Annotated in this window: 13 protein-coding genes; all 13 read right to left on the bottom strand. The window is 71.1% G+C overall.

Translation table 11 applies throughout. The features are described 5' to 3' along the window. Positions 1–65: 65 nt before the first annotated feature. Positions 66–1,325, bottom strand: coding sequence for a LuxR C-terminal-related transcriptional regulator (locus ACFYY8_RS04530; RefSeq protein ID WP_390037094.1), 1,260 nt, complete (start codon positions 1,323–1,325; stop codon positions 66–68). Positions 1,326–1,543: 218 nt separating this feature from the next. Next, positions 1,544–3,865, bottom strand: a complete 2,322-nt coding sequence (locus ACFYY8_RS04525; protein ID WP_390037092.1) for an ATP-binding protein — start codon at positions 3,863–3,865, stop codon at positions 1,544–1,546. 240 nt (positions 3,866–4,105) lie between these two features. Further along, complete coding sequence (gene metK / locus ACFYY8_RS04520; protein ID WP_352008956.1) at positions 4,106–5,293, bottom strand: methionine adenosyltransferase; 1,188 nt, start codon at positions 5,291–5,293, stop codon at positions 4,106–4,108. 224 nt (positions 5,294–5,517) lie between these two features. Beyond that, complete coding sequence (locus tag ACFYY8_RS04515; RefSeq protein WP_390037090.1) at positions 5,518–5,886, bottom strand: hypothetical protein; 369 nt, start codon at positions 5,884–5,886, stop codon at positions 5,518–5,520. Between the two features lie 79 nt (positions 5,887–5,965). Next, positions 5,966–7,270: a bifunctional phosphopantothenoylcysteine decarboxylase/phosphopantothenate--cysteine ligase CoaBC gene (gene coaBC, locus ACFYY8_RS04510; protein ID WP_390037088.1), complete on the bottom strand. Its 1,305-nt coding sequence runs from the start codon at positions 7,268–7,270 to the stop codon at positions 5,966–5,968. Positions 7,271–7,278: 8 nt separating this feature from the next. Then, positions 7,279–7,542, bottom strand: coding sequence for a DNA-directed RNA polymerase subunit omega (rpoZ, locus tag ACFYY8_RS04505; RefSeq protein WP_352008953.1), 264 nt, complete (start codon positions 7,540–7,542; stop codon positions 7,279–7,281). Positions 7,543–7,555: 13 nt separating this feature from the next. Continuing rightward, entirely contained in the window at positions 7,556–8,188 is a 633-nt protein-coding gene (gmk, locus tag ACFYY8_RS04500) for a guanylate kinase (RefSeq protein ID WP_390037086.1), read from the bottom strand. A gap of 139 nt (positions 8,189–8,327) precedes the next feature. Then, positions 8,328–8,651, bottom strand: a complete 324-nt coding sequence (gene mihF, locus ACFYY8_RS04495) for an integration host factor, actinobacterial type (RefSeq protein ID WP_184714603.1) — start codon at positions 8,649–8,651, stop codon at positions 8,328–8,330. A gap of 199 nt (positions 8,652–8,850) precedes the next feature. Further along, complete coding sequence (gene pyrF / locus ACFYY8_RS04490; protein ID WP_390037084.1) at positions 8,851–9,564, bottom strand: orotidine-5'-phosphate decarboxylase; 714 nt, start codon at positions 9,562–9,564, stop codon at positions 8,851–8,853. Then, positions 9,561–10,535 (bottom strand): dihydroorotate dehydrogenase, encoded by a 975-nt coding sequence (locus ACFYY8_RS04485; protein ID WP_352008950.1) that lies wholly within the window; start codon positions 10,533–10,535, stop codon positions 9,561–9,563. The genes pyrF and ACFYY8_RS04485 overlap by 4 nt, the downstream gene beginning before the upstream one ends. Continuing rightward, the gene (locus ACFYY8_RS04480) at positions 10,525–11,400 is read right to left on the bottom strand and encodes a dihydroorotate dehydrogenase electron transfer subunit (RefSeq protein WP_390037082.1); all 876 of its coding nucleotides are present in this window, start codon (positions 11,398–11,400) and stop codon (positions 10,525–10,527) included. Before ACFYY8_RS04480 ends, ACFYY8_RS04485 begins: the two co-directional genes overlap by 11 nt. Before the next feature lie 206 nt (positions 11,401–11,606). After that, entirely contained in the window at positions 11,607–14,900 is a 3,294-nt protein-coding gene (gene carB, locus ACFYY8_RS04475) for a carbamoyl-phosphate synthase large subunit (protein WP_390037080.1), read from the bottom strand. Then, positions 14,893–16,041, bottom strand: a complete 1,149-nt coding sequence (gene carA / locus ACFYY8_RS04470; RefSeq protein ID WP_390037078.1) for a glutamine-hydrolyzing carbamoyl-phosphate synthase small subunit — start codon at positions 16,039–16,041, stop codon at positions 14,893–14,895. The genes carB and carA overlap by 8 nt, the downstream gene beginning before the upstream one ends. Between the last annotated feature and the right edge of the window lie 57 nt (positions 16,042–16,098).

Raw genomic sequence — 16,098 nt, 5'->3', positions numbered from 1 at the left:
ACGGTGTCCCACTGGCCACCACCATGATGACCGCTCCCGCCCCCCTCCCGCATCGGGCGATGTGCCTATGTCGAGGACTGATAATCGCTTTCCGCGACCCAGGCGGCGACCTGGGTGCGGGAGGCGAGGCCGCCCTTGGCGAGGATGTTGCGGACGTGGGCGTCCACGGTGCGTTTGGCGATGTCAAGCCGTACGGCGATCTCCGGGTTCGAGAGCCCCTCGGTGATCAGTTTGGCCACCTGGAGCTCCCTGGCGCTCAGTGTGCCCGCGGGCCTGGCCGCCCCGCCCGGCTGCCGGGGGGAGGGCAGCCGTCCCCCGCCCCGCAGCGGACGCTGTACGGCGGGCCGCCACGGGCTTCCCGAGGGTTCGAGGCCGACCCTTCGGTAGGCCTCCAGCATCCGGTACCTCTCGCCCGGTTCCCGGAGCACGACGGACCCCTCGACCAGCTTCGCCAGGACGGGCTCCACCCGTTCCCCGGGAAGGTGCCCCCGGCACGCCGCGCGCGCGTCCGCCAGGTCGAAGGAGCCCGCGAGTGCCGACAGCAGGGCCCACAGCTCGCGCTGCTCGGCGTCGCAGAGGTCGTAGCTCCACATGACGGCCGCCCGCAGGTCACGGTGGCGCGGCAGCACGGTCCTGCTGACCCCGGTCAGCAGGGTGAAACGGTGCCTGAGCTCCTCGAGCAGGTCCCTGGCCAGCATGGACCGCACCAGGGTCGCGGCCAGCTCGATCGCCAGCGGCAGCCCGTCGAGCCTGCCGCAGATCTCCGCCACGATCGGCGCCGTGGCGGGCGTCAGCGCGAACCGGGGGTCGACCGCCATGGCCCGGTCCTCGAACAGCCGCACGGCCGAGGTGAGCGGTAACGGCGCGAGCTGCAGCACCCGCTCCCCCGGCAGGCCGAGCGGCCTGCGCCCGGTGACGACGATCGCGGCCCTGGGCGCCTCGGCCAGCAGGTCCTCCGTCAGCGCGGCGACCTCACCGGGTATGTGCTCGCAGGTGTCGAGGACGACGAGCGGGCGCCGCTCGCGCAGGGCGGCCCCGATCTCCCTGGCGGACGACGTCCGGGGCAGTTCGAGCGCCTCGGCCAGTGTGGCCACCGGGTCGGCGGTGCCGGACAGCTCGGCCCGCCAGGTCCCTCCCGGGAAGCGGCGGCGCAGCCTGGCGGCCAGACGCAGGGCCGTACGGGTCTTGCCGACGCCCGCGGGTCCTGTGACGGTCATGATCCTGGCCTCTGTGATGTGGCGCAGGCCCTCGGCCAGCTCCTCCGCCCGTCCCACGAAACTGGACAGGTCAACCGGCAGGTTTCCCGGCCCCCGCACCATGTTCATCCTCCGCTTCCGCTTGGTGCCGTGTCCGGCGAAAGGCGAACGCCCTTGACGCCGAATCGGCCGTGCTCTCCTGGAACATCCGTCTACGGCAAAAAATTCACGTTGACCAGAACATTCACGTCCGGCGAAATCGCCGGTTCTCAAGGCATACCTGTATACGCGGACACTTCATGCCCGCCTGTACTTGATGTCCGGTCAGCCGTCCGCGCGGCCGGACCTCACACGTGTCCCCTGCGCTGCCTGATCGCCCAGGCCGCGATCTGGGTGCGCGCGGAGAAGCCGAGTTTGGCGAGGATGTGCTCGACGTGGGAGTCGACCGTGCGCTGGACGACCACCAGCCGGTGGGCGATCTGCCGGTTGGTCAGCCCCTCCGCGACCAGTTCCGCGACCTCGCGCTCCCTGCGGGTCAGCGGTGCCCAGCGGGAGTCCCGTACGGCGGGCCCCGTGGCCACGTCCTCGCCGAGCGCGTAGGCGACCGCCCGTTCGGAGCCGAGCGCGGCCCCCTCCCTGACCGCCTGCTCGGCCTCCCTGCGCGGCAGCCCCGCGGCGACGCGCTGGGCGCAGCGGGCGCTCTCCTCGATCACCACCGGGTAGCCCTGCTCGATCAGTCCCTTGTCGAGCCGTTCCGCGCGCGCCGCGGCGAACAGCCGCCCGGCCCTGGCCAGGTCGCCCTCGTCAGCCGCGGCGCAGGCCAGCAGCTCCAGGCAGGAGACGACACCCATGGTGTCGGAGAAGCGCGTCTTGACCCGCAGGGAGTCGCGGGCGTGCCCGACCGCCCTGGCGGCGTCGCCCTCCGTCCGCGCCACCAGGCCGAGGACGTAGTCGGCGTGCGCGTTCGCCCAGACCTCTCCCAGCTCGTCGCACAGCTCGCGGCATTCGAGCAGGACCCGGCCCGCCGCCTCGGGCTCGCCGCCGAGCACCAGGCAGGTGCCCAGTTCGACCATCGCGGGCAGGAGCACCTCGGGCAGCTCCCGGTTGGGGCGCAGCCGTTCGATCACCGTGCCGAGCATGTCCTCAGCGGCCCGGGGGTCACCCTCGACCGAGGCCAGCGTGCCGTTCATCTTGAGCTGGACCAGCTCGACCAGCTCGGCGCCCGGCGTCCCCGGCGGGCTGTGCGCCCTGCACCGTTCCAGCAGCAGCCGCGCCTCGTCCAGGTCGCCTCTGGCGTTGGCGATGTAGACGAGGGTGAGCAGCCCCCACGACCAGGCCTGACTGCCCGGCATGGGCTGGGCGAGCAGCCGTTCGAGCTGGTCCCGGCCCTCCCTGAGCATCCCGCAGGCCACCCAGAGGTACCACAGGCCCGCGGCCATCATCAGGCCCGTCTCACGCAGTTCGGGGTCCTGGACGCACAGGTCCAGGGCGGCGCGGATGTTGGGCCACTGCCTGCGGACCCGGCTCCACGACTCGACCTGGTCGCCGTGACGGCCCGACTCCTTGCCCCTGAGCGCCAGCTCGAAGTGGTAGCGAAGGTGCCTGCGGCGCAGCCATCCCTCGTCCCCGGTCTCGGCCAGCCTGGCCGCGCCGTACTCCCTGATGATGTCCAGAAGCCGGTAGGCCGTGCCCTCCTCGCGTTTGACCGGGATCACGATCGACTTGTCCACCAGGCCCAGCAGGGTGGGCAGAATCCGTTCCGCGGGCAGCGCCTCGTCGGCGCAGACCCCCTCCGCCGCCGCGGCGTCGAAGTCGGAGACGAAGACCGGCAGCCGCGACCACAGCAGCCGTTCGTCGGGGGTGCACAGGTCGTGGCTCCAGTCGACGGTCGCGCCGACCGTCGGGTGCCTGCTGGCCGTCACCCGGCCGGACAGCAGCCAGAGCCGGTCGTCCAGCAGGTCGCGGACCCGGCCGAGGGTGAAGGCGCGCATCCGGACGGCGACCAGCTCGATGGCCAGCGGGATCCCGTCGAGCTTGGTGCAGATCTCCGCGATCTCCTCGGCGTTCTCCCCGGTGAGGGCGTAGTCCGGCTTGACGGCGGCGACGCGTTCGAGGAACAGCGTGACCGACTCGCACCGGGAGAGCGCGCCGACCGACTTCATGGCGCGCGGCCCCGGCAGGGCCATCGGCGGCAGGGCGACGATGTGCTCGCCGGGCACCCCGAGCGACTGCCTGCTGGTGGCCAGGATGCGCAGGTTGGGACTGCTCTCCAGGAGGGTCTGGGCCAGCCTGGCGCAGGCGTCCACGAGGTGCTCGCAGGTGTCGAGGACCAGGAGCATCTGCCGGTCGCGGAGGTGCTCGACCAGGACCTCGGCGTCCGGCCTCACGGACAGGTCGACCAGTTCGAGGGCGTACGCCACGGCCTGTTCGAGGCGGTCGGGATCGCTCACCCCGGCCAGTTCGACGAACTTGACGCCGTCGGCGAAGGTCGCGAGCACCTCGGAGGCCGCCCTGACCGCGACCCGGGTCTTGCCGATGCCGGCGACCCCGGTGACGGTGACCAGCCTGGAGACCTGGAGCAGACGCCTGACCTGACGAAGCTCTTCCTTGCGGCCCACGAAGCTTGTCGCCTCCATGGGCAGTTCGCCTGTCCCAAACCGCCTGATCACGTCTCTCCCCCAAGATCTCCAAAAGAGAAGTTACACAGAATTGGACGGTTCAGGGGACACAGTTGGTGGTCAGGCTCCATATGTGCGCTCTTGACCCGTGAAGGGCGGGACACAGCCGGTCACCACCACGCTTCCGGCCCCGCGCGCGGAGCCGTGACACGGTCAGGATCGCGCGGGGAAGGGCCGGGAAAAACGGCACGGCCCCCGCGAGGGATGCTCGCGGGGGCCGTGCCTGCGGGGTCAGAGACCGGCGGCCTTGCGCAGGGCGTCGGCGCGGTCGGTGGCCTCCCAGGAGAACTCGGGACGACCGAAGTGACCGTAGGCGGAGGTCGCCGAGTAGATCGGGCGGAGCAGGTCGAGGTCGCGGATGATCGCGGCCGGGCGCAGGTCGAAGACGCTGAGCACGGCCTCCTGGATCTTCTCGACCGGGACCTTCTCGGTGCCGAAGGTCTCGACGAACACGCCGACCGGGTGCGCCTTGCCGATGGCGTAGGCGACCTGGACCTCGGCGCGGTCCGCCAGCTCCGCGGCCACGATGTTCTTGGCGACCCAGCGCATGGCGTAGGCGGCCGAGCGGTCGACCTTGGACGGGTCCTTGCCGGAGAAGGCGCCGCCGCCGTGACGGGCCATGCCGCCGTAGGTGTCGACGATGATCTTGCGCCCGGTCAGACCGGCGTCGCCCATCGGGCCGCCGATCTCGAAGCGGCCGGTGGGGTTGACCAGCAGCCGGTAGCCCTCGGTCTCGATCTCAAGACCGGCGAGCACCGGGTCGACCACGTGCTCCTTGATGTCCGGGGCGAGCATCTCCTTGAGGTCGATCTCGGCCGCGTGCTGGGTGGAGACGACCACCGTGTCGAGGCGGACCGGCTTGTCGCCGTCGTACTCGATGGTGACCTGGGTCTTGCCGTCGGGGCGGAGGTAGGGGACGGTGCCGTTCTTACGGACCTCCGACAGGCGCTCGGCCAGGCGGTGGGCCAGCTGGATCGGCAGCGGCATCAGCTCGGGGGTCTCGCGCGAGGCGTAGCCGAACATCAGGCCCTGGTCGCCCGCGCCCTGGCGGTCGAGCTCGTCGGAGCCCTCGCCCTCACGGGCCTCGTAGGCGGCGTCGACGCCCTGGGCGATGTCGGGCGACTGCGCGCCGATGGACACCGAGACGCCACAGGAGGCGCCGTCGAAGCCCTTGTGCGAGGCGTCGTAACCGATTTCGAGGATCTTCGCCCGGATGAGACCGGGGATGTCGACGTAGGTCTCCGTCGTCACCTCTCCGGCGACGTGGACCTGACCGGTGGTGATCAGCGTCTCGACCGCGACACGGCTCCGGGGGTCTCCCTTGAGCATGGCGTCGAGAATCGCGTCACTGATCTGGTCGGCGATCTTGTCCGGGTGGCCCTCGGTGACCGACTCGGAGGTGAACAGGCGACGGGACAAGTCAGTGGCTCCTCATGCAGCGGCTGCTGGCGTCTGGGACTTCGGGGCACACGGCACCCGAAGCGCTCGCCGAATTCTAGCCCCACCAGGTACGGCGCCGCGAAATCACCCTGAATCCGGCGTGCCCGAATCCTGATGCCTTGCCGTCCAACCAGCCAAAAATCACATGAAACCAACCTATTTACCGGGATATCGCGCTACGGAGGACGGCCGAAGAGCAGGGTTCAGAGGTCGGGCAGGGGGTCGGCGGGCAGCGTCTCCGGCGCGAAGACCTCGGCGTCCGCGGCGCACACCACCGCCGCGTACTCCTCGTCGATCTCGAAGACCATCCCGCCGAACTCGATGGCCGCGCTCGAGGAGAACTCGACCGGGCCGAGCCGGGTACGGCGCGCGTGCGTCGCGTAGACCGAACTGGGCATGCCGCGGTCGAAGAACTTGGTGGACATCACCAGGATCGACCGGTCGGTGACCACGATGAGGAAGGCCGCCGTTCCCGGCGAGCTCACGGAGAGGGCGGGCAGGACGTAACTGATGTCCTCCCCCGGCGGAAGCAGGGCGCGGCAGCGCGCCCTGACGGCAGCGGAGACCGGCATGGTCGGGAACCCTCCGGGCGTGACGTTCCAGGTCGCTCCGGACGCAGTATCCGCCGCCGTCCGATCTACGGCAAGGGAGTCAGGCCAGGCGTTCGGCGACGAGGTCCCAGACCACGTCGGCCAGGGCCTCCTTGGGGCCACGAGGAATCTCGACCCGGCCGCCTTCCGAGGCCAGCACGACCGCCGCGTTGTCAGGTGTCCCGAAGGCGAGGTTCTCCCCGACCTGGTTGACGACCAGCAGGTCACAGCCCTTGCGGGCGAGCTTGGCCTGCCCGTTGGCGAGCACGTCGTCGGTCTCCGCCGCGAACCCCACGATGACCCGCGGGCTCGGCCCCTCCCCCTGCCTCCGGCGCTCACCCAGCTCAGCAAGAATGTCCGGATTTTTCACCAAATGGATAGGGTCGGGATCGGCCGAGGTCTTCTTGACCTTCGACTCGCTCCGCCGCGCGGGCCTGAAGTCGGCGACGGCGGCGGCCATGACCACGGCGTCGGCCCCCTCGGCCGCCTTCAGCACGGCCTCGCGCAGTTCGAGCGCCGACTCGACCCGGACGACCGCCGCCCCCGCCGGGTCGGGCAGTGCGACGTTGGCGGCGACCAGGGTGACCTCCGCGCCGCGGGCCAGGGCCGTACGGGCCAGCGCGTAGCCCTGCAGGCCGGAGGAGCGGTTGCCCAGGAAGCGGACCGGGTCGACGGCCTCGCGGGTGCCCCCCGCCGAGACCACCAGCCTGCGGCCCGCGAGGTCGGCGGGCCTGCCCGCGAGCACGCCCCGGCAGAACTCGAAGATCTCCGCGGGGTCGGGCAGCCGTCCCCGGCCCGTGTCGGCGCCGGTGAGGCGGCCGACGGCGGGCTCGACGACGAGCGTGCCGCGCTCGCGGAGGGTCGCCACGTTCGCGCGGGTCGCGGGGTGCTCCCACATCTCGGTGTGCATCGCGGGCGCGAGGACGACCGGGCAGCGCGCGGTGAGCAGCGTGTTGGTCAGCAGGTCGTCGGCCAGCCCGTGGGCGGCCCTTGCCAGCAGGTCCGCGGTCGCGGGCGCGACGACGACCAGGTCGGCGCCCTGGCCGATCCTGACGTGGGGCACCTCGTGCACCGACTCCCAGACGTCGGCGGCGACGGGGTTGCCGGACAGGGCGGCCCAGGTGGGCTCGCCGACGAAGCGCAGGGCCTGCCTGGTGGGCACGACGCGCACGTCGTGACCCGACTCAGTGAACAGGCGCAACAGCTCACAGGCCTTGTAGGCGGCGATACCGCCGCCGACCCCCAGGACGACGGCCGGTCGGCGGCGCGGGCCGGGGACCGCCTGCTCCGCCGGGACGGGCTCCGTCCGGGAGGGTTCCACGAGGGAGGAGGGGAGGGCGGTCTCGCCCTCGCCAGGCGTCCGCATCGGCGGGACTAGCCCTCGATCGGCTCTGAGGTCAGCAGACCCTCGCTGACCTCGCGTAGCGCGATGGACAGCGGCTTCTCCTGGGCGTGGGTCTCCACGAGCGGCCCGACGTACTCCAGCAGGCCCTCGCCGAGCTGGGAGTAGTAGGCGTTGATCTGACGGGCGCGCTTCGAACCGAAGATCACCAGACTGTACTTGCTGTCGACGATCTCCAGCAGGGCGTCGATCGACGGGTTGGTGATGCCTTCGGAGTAGGCCGCGTTCGTTGCCACGTTGTGTTTTCCCCTAGTTAGGTGAACGTCCGGGGCTCGAAGCCTCGGGAGCATCAGCCAACAAGGCTATCAGCCTGTGGCATACCTCCTGGACGGACGTGTTCACCAGGGAGAGGTCGAACTCCTGCTCCGCGGCCATCTCGATCCGGCCCGCGGCCAGGCGGCGCGCGATGACGTCCTCGGGCTCGGTGCCCCTGCCCCGCAGGCGCTTCTCCAGCTCCTGCCAGCTCGGCGGGGCGAGGAAGACCAGCAGTGCCTCCGGCATGCTCGCCCGGACCTGACGGGCCCCCTGCAGGTCGATCTCCAGGAGCGTGGGCACCCCGGCCGCGAGTTTGTCGAGCACGGGGCCGCGCGGCGTGCCGTACCGGTTGCCGGCGAACTCCGCCCATTCGAGCAGCTCACCGGAGGCGGCCAGGCGGTCGAACTCCGCGTCGTCGACGAAGAAGTACTCGACCCCGTGGGTCTCGCCCGGTCGGGGTCTCCTGGTGGTCACCGAGACCGACAGCCACACCTGGGGGTGTGCCCGCCGAAGCTCGGCGACGACCGTGGACTTACCAACGCCTGACGGCCCTGAGAGGACCGTCAGGCGGTTGCCGGTCGGCCCGGGGAAGGCTCCAGCCCCCTCCGGACCTTCGACCGGGGACACGGAGCCGCCGGACCCGCTCTCAGCGGTCTTCCCCGGAGCCCGACTCCCGTCGGACCACGATGTTCCGGTCAACTCCACAACCCCCCGTGATGCCGTTCCCGCGCCAGGCGCGGATGAGCGTGTCCGTACCGGACCGAGACTAGCCCTCGGCCCCGCCGAACTCACGCTCAAGGGACGCCCGCTGGTTGGCTCCCAGGCCCCGCACGCGGCGGGACTCTGCGATGCCAAGCCGCTCCATCAGCTGCTTGGCGCGGACCTTGCCCACGCCGGGGAGCGACTCCAGAAGAGCCGACACCTTCATCTTGCCGATGACGTCGTCAGCCTGCCCGTCTTTGAGCACCTCAGCCAGAGAGATAGCGCCGTGCTTCAGGCGGTTCTTAACCTCGGCACGCTCTCGGCGGGCCTTGGCAGCCTTCTCTAGGGCTGCGGCGCGCTGCTCAGGGGTAAGGGGAGGAAGAGCCACGCCGGGTCACCTCGAATTTCCTGTCGATGTACTCGGACGGGAAGGGAAACTAGCTGGTCATCGCGCTTCAAGCAACGTCAAGACCAGTTTCTTCCCTTAGAAAATCTACTTCGTCACTTTGTGTAGCGTGAAAGTCGCCGAGTGTCGATGAAACAACCCTCAACTCCGTGTTTTACGGGGGCGTGGATCACATCCCGGATCAGGCGTCCCCGGCGGCCGAGGCGAGGGCTCTGCGCAGTGCGGCGGCGATTCCCGCGGCGGCCGCGCCGGGGTCGGCGGCGCCGGTGATCGGGCGGCCGATCACCAGAAGATCGGCCCCGTCGGCCAAAGCCCTCTCCGGAGTCGCTACTCTTGCCTGGTCCTGAGTCTCAGAACCGGCGGGGCGGACGCCGGGGGTGATCAGGGTGACGTCCTGGCCGACCTCTGCCCGCACCGCGGCGACCTCGTGGGGTGAGCACACGAGGGCCTGGGCACCCGCGCCCACGGCCAGCGAGGCCAGGCGGCGCACGGCGTCGTCGGGCGAGCCCTCCAGGCCGACGCGCTCCAGATCGGCCGCGGACAGCGACGTGAGCACCGTCACGGCCGCGATCCGGGTGTCGGGCAGCGCCTCGACGGCCGCCCTGATCATGGCGGGGCCTCCGGCCGCGTGAACGGTCAGGATGGCGGGCTTGAGCCGTGCCACGGCCCTGGCCGCGCCGGCGACCGTGTTGGGGATGTCGTGCAGCTTGAGGTCGAGGAAGATCTGGACGCCGCTGGCGCCCCTGACCGAGGCGATCACTTCGGGGCCGTAGCGGAGATAGAGTTCGAGCCCGACCTTCACGGTGCTGACGTGTGGGGTGACCATGCCCGCCCAGCGGGCTGCGGTCTCCAGGTCGGGCGCGTCCAGGGCTACGGCGATGGGTGCGGGCGTCACAGGGAACTCTCCTCCAGGTCTATCCGGTTCCGGGCGGAAGCGCCCGGCGGGCGATGGGCCAGCCCGACCGCGTCGGCCAGCCGGTGGAAACCGCGCGCCGCCAGGAGCTCCTCGAGCTCTCTCAGGACACGCAGGCAGGCGTAGGGGTCGTGGAACAGGGCGGTGCCGACGGCGACGACGCAGGCGCCCGCCAGGATGAGCTCGAAGGCGTCCCTGCCGGTCAGCACGCCGCCCATGCCGATGATGGGCACGCTGGGCAGCGCCGCGTGCACCTGCCACACGCAGCGTACGGCCAGCGGCCTGATGGCCGGTCCCGACAGGCCGCCGGTGACCGCGGCCAGGGAGGGCCGCATGGCCTCGGTGTCGATGCTCATGCCGATCGGGCTGTTGATCATCGAGAGGGCGTCGGCGCCGCCGTCGACGCACGCCCTGGCCACGCTCACGATGTCCATCACGTCCGGCGACAGCTTGGCCACGACCGGCACGTCGTAACGCATGACCGAGCGCACGGAGGCGACCACCTCGGCGGAGGCGGCCCCGTCGCGGGCGAAGACCCTGCCCCGGTCCTCGATGTTGGGGCAGGACAGGTTGACCTCGACGGCGGTCACCCCGGGGGCGTCGGTGAGCCTGCGGGCCAGCGCGGTGTACTCGGCGACGGTGCCGCCCCCGATGGAGACCACGGTCCTTATCCCCCGCTGGGCCAGCCAGGGCAGCTCGCGCTCCAGGAAGGCGTCCATGCCCGGCCCCTGCAGGCCGACGGCGTTGAGCAGCCCCGAGGGGGTCTCGGCGACCCTGGGGGTCGGCCTGCCCGCCCTGGGGGCCATGGTGATCGATCTGGTGGTCAGGGCGCCGATCCTGGCCAGGTCGAAGAACTGGGCCAGCTCGGCCCCCGAGGCGGCGCACCCCGCGGCCGTGGTCATGGGGTTGGCCAGTTCCACGTGCCCCAGGTAGGTCCGCATGTCAACCGACATTCCGTGTTCCCCCACCCGGCGCTCCCAGCGCGTCGAACGGGATCGTCCCCACATCGTCGAAGCGGACGCGCTCGCCTCTGAAGACCGGACCTTCGACGCACGAGCGCACCATCCGGGTGACGCCGTCGTCTCCGATGACCGGCAGCACGCACGTCATGCACACGCCGATCCCGCAGGCCATCCGTTCCTCGACGGCCACCTGCACCGGGATGTCGAACTCGACCGCGACGGCGGTGACACCGCGCAGCGTCTCCATCGGGCCGCACGCGTAGACCGCGTCCGCCCTGACGTCGGCGATCACGCCGGGCAGCACGTCGGCCACTCTGCCGCGCATGCCGAGGGAACCGTCCTCCGTGGTCAGGGTGGTCGTCTCTCCCATCCTCCTGGCGCGCAGCGCGCCGAAGACCCGGTCGGCCGAGGCCGCGCCGAGCACGAAGTCGACGCGGCAGCCGCGCTGCTGGAGGGCGTCGGCCACGGTGAACAGCGTCGCCGAGCCGTACTCGGCGCCGACCAGGACGCAGGTCGCGGGGTCGCGGGGCAGCGGGAACGGCCTGCCCAGCGGGCCGACCAGGTCGAGGGTGTCGCGGGCGCGGCGCTCGGCGAGCCAGGCCGTGCCCGGCCCCCTGACGGTGAAGACGAACTCGACCGTGCCGCCGTAGTCGGGCTTGACGTCGTGGACGAAGAAGACGCGGCGCGTCAGCATCGACGTCTGCGGCCCGCCGACGGCGACCGAGACGAAGTGGCCCGGCCTGAACCGCTCGGCGACGCCGGGCGCGACCACGGTCAGCGCGTGGTAGGCGTCGACCCGGCGCGTCGTCAGCACCGTGCCCGTCACCTGCACGGGAGTAACAGCCGTCTCTCTCACCTCCGCCTAGGCGTCGACCCCGCAGGTGTTCTCGTCTCCGTGACGTCCGGTCCCTCGCTCGGCGCGGAGCGGGCCCCGCGGCCTGCCGCCGCTCGCCCGTCCCGCCTGCCGGACGCGCCCGCGGTCCGCGTCCGGCTCCTCATTCTCCACGCCCGGGACCGGTCCTCGTCCGCCGCGGGAGGACCGCCGGGCCGAACCGGGCCGGCTCAGCCCCGCAGCCGCCGCGCGTGCTCCTGCAGCGAACGCACGCCCACGTCGCCGCGGACGATGGCCTGGATGCCCTGTACGGCCGCCGCCAGCCCCTGGACGGTCGTGATGCAGGGCACGCCCCGCAGTACCGCCGCGGTGCGGATCTCGTAGCCGTCCAGCCTGGGCCCGGACTGGCCGGGGCTGCCGAAGGGCGTGTTCACGATGAGGTCCACCTCGCCGTCCAGGATGCGCCCGCCGATGGTCGGCTCACCGTCGGGACCCGGCCCGTCGCTCTGCTTGCGCACGACCTTGGCCTGGACGCCGTTGCGGTGCAGCACCTCGGCGGTCCCCTCGGTGGCGAGGATCTCGAAGCCGAGGTCGGCCAGCGCCTTGACCGGGAAGACCATCGCGCGCTTGTCGCGGTTGGCGACCGAGACGAACGCCCTTCCCTTGGTGGGCAGCGAGCCGTAGGCGGCGGCCTGCGACTTGGCGTAGGCGGTGCCGAAGAACTCGTCGATGCCCATGACCTCGCCGGTCGAGCGCATCTCGGGGCCGAGCACGGTGTCGACGCCCCTGAACCGGTTGAACGGCAGCACGGCCTCCTTGACCGCGATGGGCGCGTCGAGCGGCAGGGTGCCGCCGTCGCCCTCCGCCGGGAGCATGCCCTCGGCGCGCAGTTCGGCCACGGTGGCGCCCATCATCACCCTGGCCGCCGCCTTGGCCAGCGGGACCGCGGTCGCCTTGGAGACGAACGGCACCGTACGGCTGGCCCTGGGGTTGGCCTCCAGGACGTACAGGATGTTGGCCGACAGGGCGTACTGCACGTTCAGCAGGCCCCGCACGCCCACGCCCCTGGCGATCGCCTCGGTCGCGGTGCGGATGCGCTTGATGTCGTGGCCGCCGAGCGTCATGGGGGGCAGCGAGCAGGCCGAGTCGCCGGAGTGGATGCCGGCCTCCTCGATGTGCTCCATCACGCCGCCGAGGTAGAGCTCCTCGCCGTCGAACAGGGCGTCCACGTCGATCTCGACGGCCTCGTCGAGGAACTTGTCCACCAGGACCGGGTGGTCGCTGGCCGCGCCCGCCCTGGCCATGTAGGTCGACAGCGTGCTGTCGTCGTAGACGATGGCCATGCCCGCGCCGCCGAGGACGTAGGAGGGCCGGACCAGCACCGGGTAGCCGATCTCCTCGGCGATCTCCAGCGCCTCCTCGACCGTGACGGCGGTGCCGTGCTTGGGCGCGGGAAGCCCGGCCTCAGCCAGGACCCGGCCGAACGCGCCGCGCTCCTCGGCGAGGTGGATCGACTCGGGCGAGGTGCCGACGATGGGCACCCCGGCGTCCTTGAGCGCCTGGGCCAGACCGAGCGGGGTCTGGCCGCCGAGCTGGACGATGACGCCCGCGACGGGGCCGCTCTGCTGCTCGGCGTGGACGACCTCCAGGACGTCCTCCAGGGTGAGCGGCTCGAAGTAGAGCCGGTCGGAGGTGTCGTAGTCGGTCGAGACGGTCTCCGGGTTGCAGTTGACCATGACGGTCTCGTACCCGGCGGCCGAAAGCTCGAAGGAGGCGTGCACGCAGGCGTAGTCGAACTCGATGCCCTGGCCGATGCGGTTGGGCCCCGAGCCGAGGATGAGGACCTTGGGGCGCTCGCCCTGCGGGACCTCGGTCTCCTCGTCGTAGGTGGAGTAGAGGTAGGGGGTCTGGGCGGCGAACTCGGCGGCGCAGGTGTCCACGGTGTTGTAGACGGGCCGTACGCCCAGCGCGTGCCGCAGGGCGCGGATCCCGGGCTCGTCCACGCCGCGCAGCTCGGCGATCTGCGTGTCGCTGAAGCCGTACCGCTTGGCCCTGACGAGGATCCCGGCGGTGAGGTCCTCCGCCTGGCGCACCTCGGCGGCGACCTCGTCGATCGCGTAGAGCTGGTCGAGGAACCACGGGTCGACCGCGGTCGCCTCGAACAGCTCCTCGGCCGTGGCGCCCGCACGGATGGCCTGCTGCATGGTCCGCAGCCTGCCGTCGTGCGGCGTGCGGCAGGCGGTCAGCAGCGCGTCCTTGTCGCCGGGCTCCCCGGCCCAGGTGAAGGTCGACTCCTTCTTCTCCAGGGACCGCAGGGCCTTCTGCAGGGCCTCGGGGAAGGACCTGCCGATGGCCATGGCCTCGCCGACCGACTTCATGTGGGTCGTCAGGGTCTGGTCGGCCCCGGCGAACTTCTCGAAGGCGAAGCGCGGCACCTTGACCACGATGTAGTCGAGCGAGGGCTCGAAGGAGGCCGGGGTCTCCCTGGTGATGTCGTTGGGGATCTCGTCCAGGGTGTAGCCGATGGCCAGCTTGGCGGCGATCTTGGCGATCGGGAAGCCGGTGGCCTTGGAGGCCAGGGCGCTGGAGCGGGAGACGCGGGGGTTCATCTCGATGACGATCATGCGCCCGGTTTCCGGGTTCACCGCGAACTGGATGTTGCAGCCGCCGGTGTCGACGCCGACCTCGCGGATGACCGCGATGGCGACGTCGCGCATGTTCTGGTACTCGCGGTCGGTGAGGGTCAGCGCGGGGGCCACGGTGACGCTGTCGCCGGTGTGCACGCCCATCGGGTCGAGGTTCTCGATGGAGCAGACGATGACGACGTTGTCCGCCTTGTCGCGCATGACCTCCAGCTCGTACTCCTTCCAGCCGAGGATGGACTCCTCAAGGAGCACCTCGGTGGTCGGGGACGCGTCGAGGCCGGCGCCGGCGATCCTGCGCAGGCCCTCCTCGTCGTGGGCGAAGCCGGAGCCGACGCCGCCCATGGTGAAGGAGGGCCGCACGACCAGCGGGTAGCCGAGCTCGCCCGCGGCGGCCAGGCACTCGTCCATGGTGTGGCAGACGAACGAGCGGGCCGACTCGGCGTTGAGACCGTGCTCGGCGGCGACCTTGGCCACGATGTCCTTGAACATCTCGCGGTTCTCGCCCGCCTGGATGGCGTCCACGTCCGCGCCGATCAGCTCGACCTCGTACTTGGCCAGGACACCGGCCTCGTGCAGGGCGATCGCGGTGTTGAGCGCGGTCTGGCCGCCCAGGGTGGGCAGCAGCGCGTCGGGGCGCTCCTTGGCGATGATCTTCTCGACGATCTCCGGGGTGATCGGCTCGACGTAGGTCGCGTCGGCGAACTCGGGGTCCGTCATGATCGTGGCCGGGTTGCTGTTGACGAGGATCACGCGGAAGCCCTCGGCGCGCAGCACGCGGCAGGCCTGGGTGCCCGAGTAGTCGAACTCGCAGGCCTGCCCGATCACGATCGGCCCCGAGCCGATCACCATGACCGACTGGATGTCCGTACGCTTAGGCACCCTTGTTCCCCCTCGTCGTGTTCCCTGTCTCTTCCTGCGTCGCTTCCATCAGGGCGCAGAAGCGGTCGAACAGCCCGGCGGAGTCGTGCGGGCCCGCCGCGGCCTCCGGGTGGTACTGGACGCTGAAGGCCGGCCTGTCGATCAGCCGCAGTCCCTCGACGCAGTCGTCGTTGAGGTTGACGTGGCTGACCTCCGCCGGGCCGTACGGCGTGTCGAAGGCGCCCTCGAGCGGGGCCCGTACGGCGAAGCCGTGGTTGTGCGCGGAGATCTCCACCTTGCCGGTGCGGCGGTCCTGGACGGGCTGGTTGACCCCGCGGTGGCCGTAGCGCAGCTTGTAGGTGCCGAGCCCGAGGGCGCGGCCGAAGATCTGGTTGCCGAAGCAGATGCCGAAGAACGGCTTGCCCGCCTCCAGAACGCCGCGCAGCGCCTCGACCTGGTGGTCGGCGGTGGCGGGGTCGCCGGGGCCGTTGGAGAAGAACACCCCGTCGGGGTTGAGCGCGAGGATGTCCTCGGCGGTGCTGGAGGCGGGCAGGACGTGCACCTCGCAGCCGCGCTCGGCCATCCGGTGCGGGGTCATCGCCTTGATGCCGAGGTCGACGGCGGCGACGGTGAAGCGCTTGGCCCCGACCGCGGGCACCACGTACGGCTGGGCGGTCGAGACGGCCTCGGCGAGGTCGGCGCCCTCCATGGCGGGGCTGTTCCTGACCCGGGCGAGGAGTTCCTCCACCGGCGCGAGGGCCTCGCCGGAGAAGACGCCCGCGCGCATGGCGCCGCGTTCGCGCAGGTGGCGGGTGAGGGCGCGGGTGCCGGGGATGGCGATGCCGACGACGCCCTGGTCCCTCAGGTAGTCGTCGAGGGAGCGCCTCGAACGCCAGTTGGAGGGGATGCGGGCGGGCTCGCGGACCACGTAGCCGGAGACCCAGACGCGCGAGGACTCGGGGTCCTCGTCGTTGACCCCCGTGTTGCCGATGTGCGGCGCGGTCATCGCGACGATCTGGCGGTGGTAGGAGGGGTCGGTGAGCGTCTCCTGGTAGCCGGTCATCCCGGTGTTGAAGACCATCTCGCCGAAGGTCTCACCTTGGGCCCCGTAGGGGGTCCCGTGGAAGACGCGGCCGTCTTCCAGCACTAGCACTGCGGTCACTCGAACACCCCGATCATCTCGGTCATTGCTCCGCAAAGTATGAAATATCTGGCGCAC

The sequence above is a fragment of the Streptosporangium sp. NPDC001559 genome (assembly GCF_042893955.1).
Classification (GTDB): Bacteria; Actinomycetota; Actinomycetes; order Streptosporangiales; family Streptosporangiaceae; genus Streptosporangium.
The sequence above is the reverse complement of the archived record's forward strand: the minus strand, read 5'-3'. Positions and strand labels throughout refer to the sequence as shown.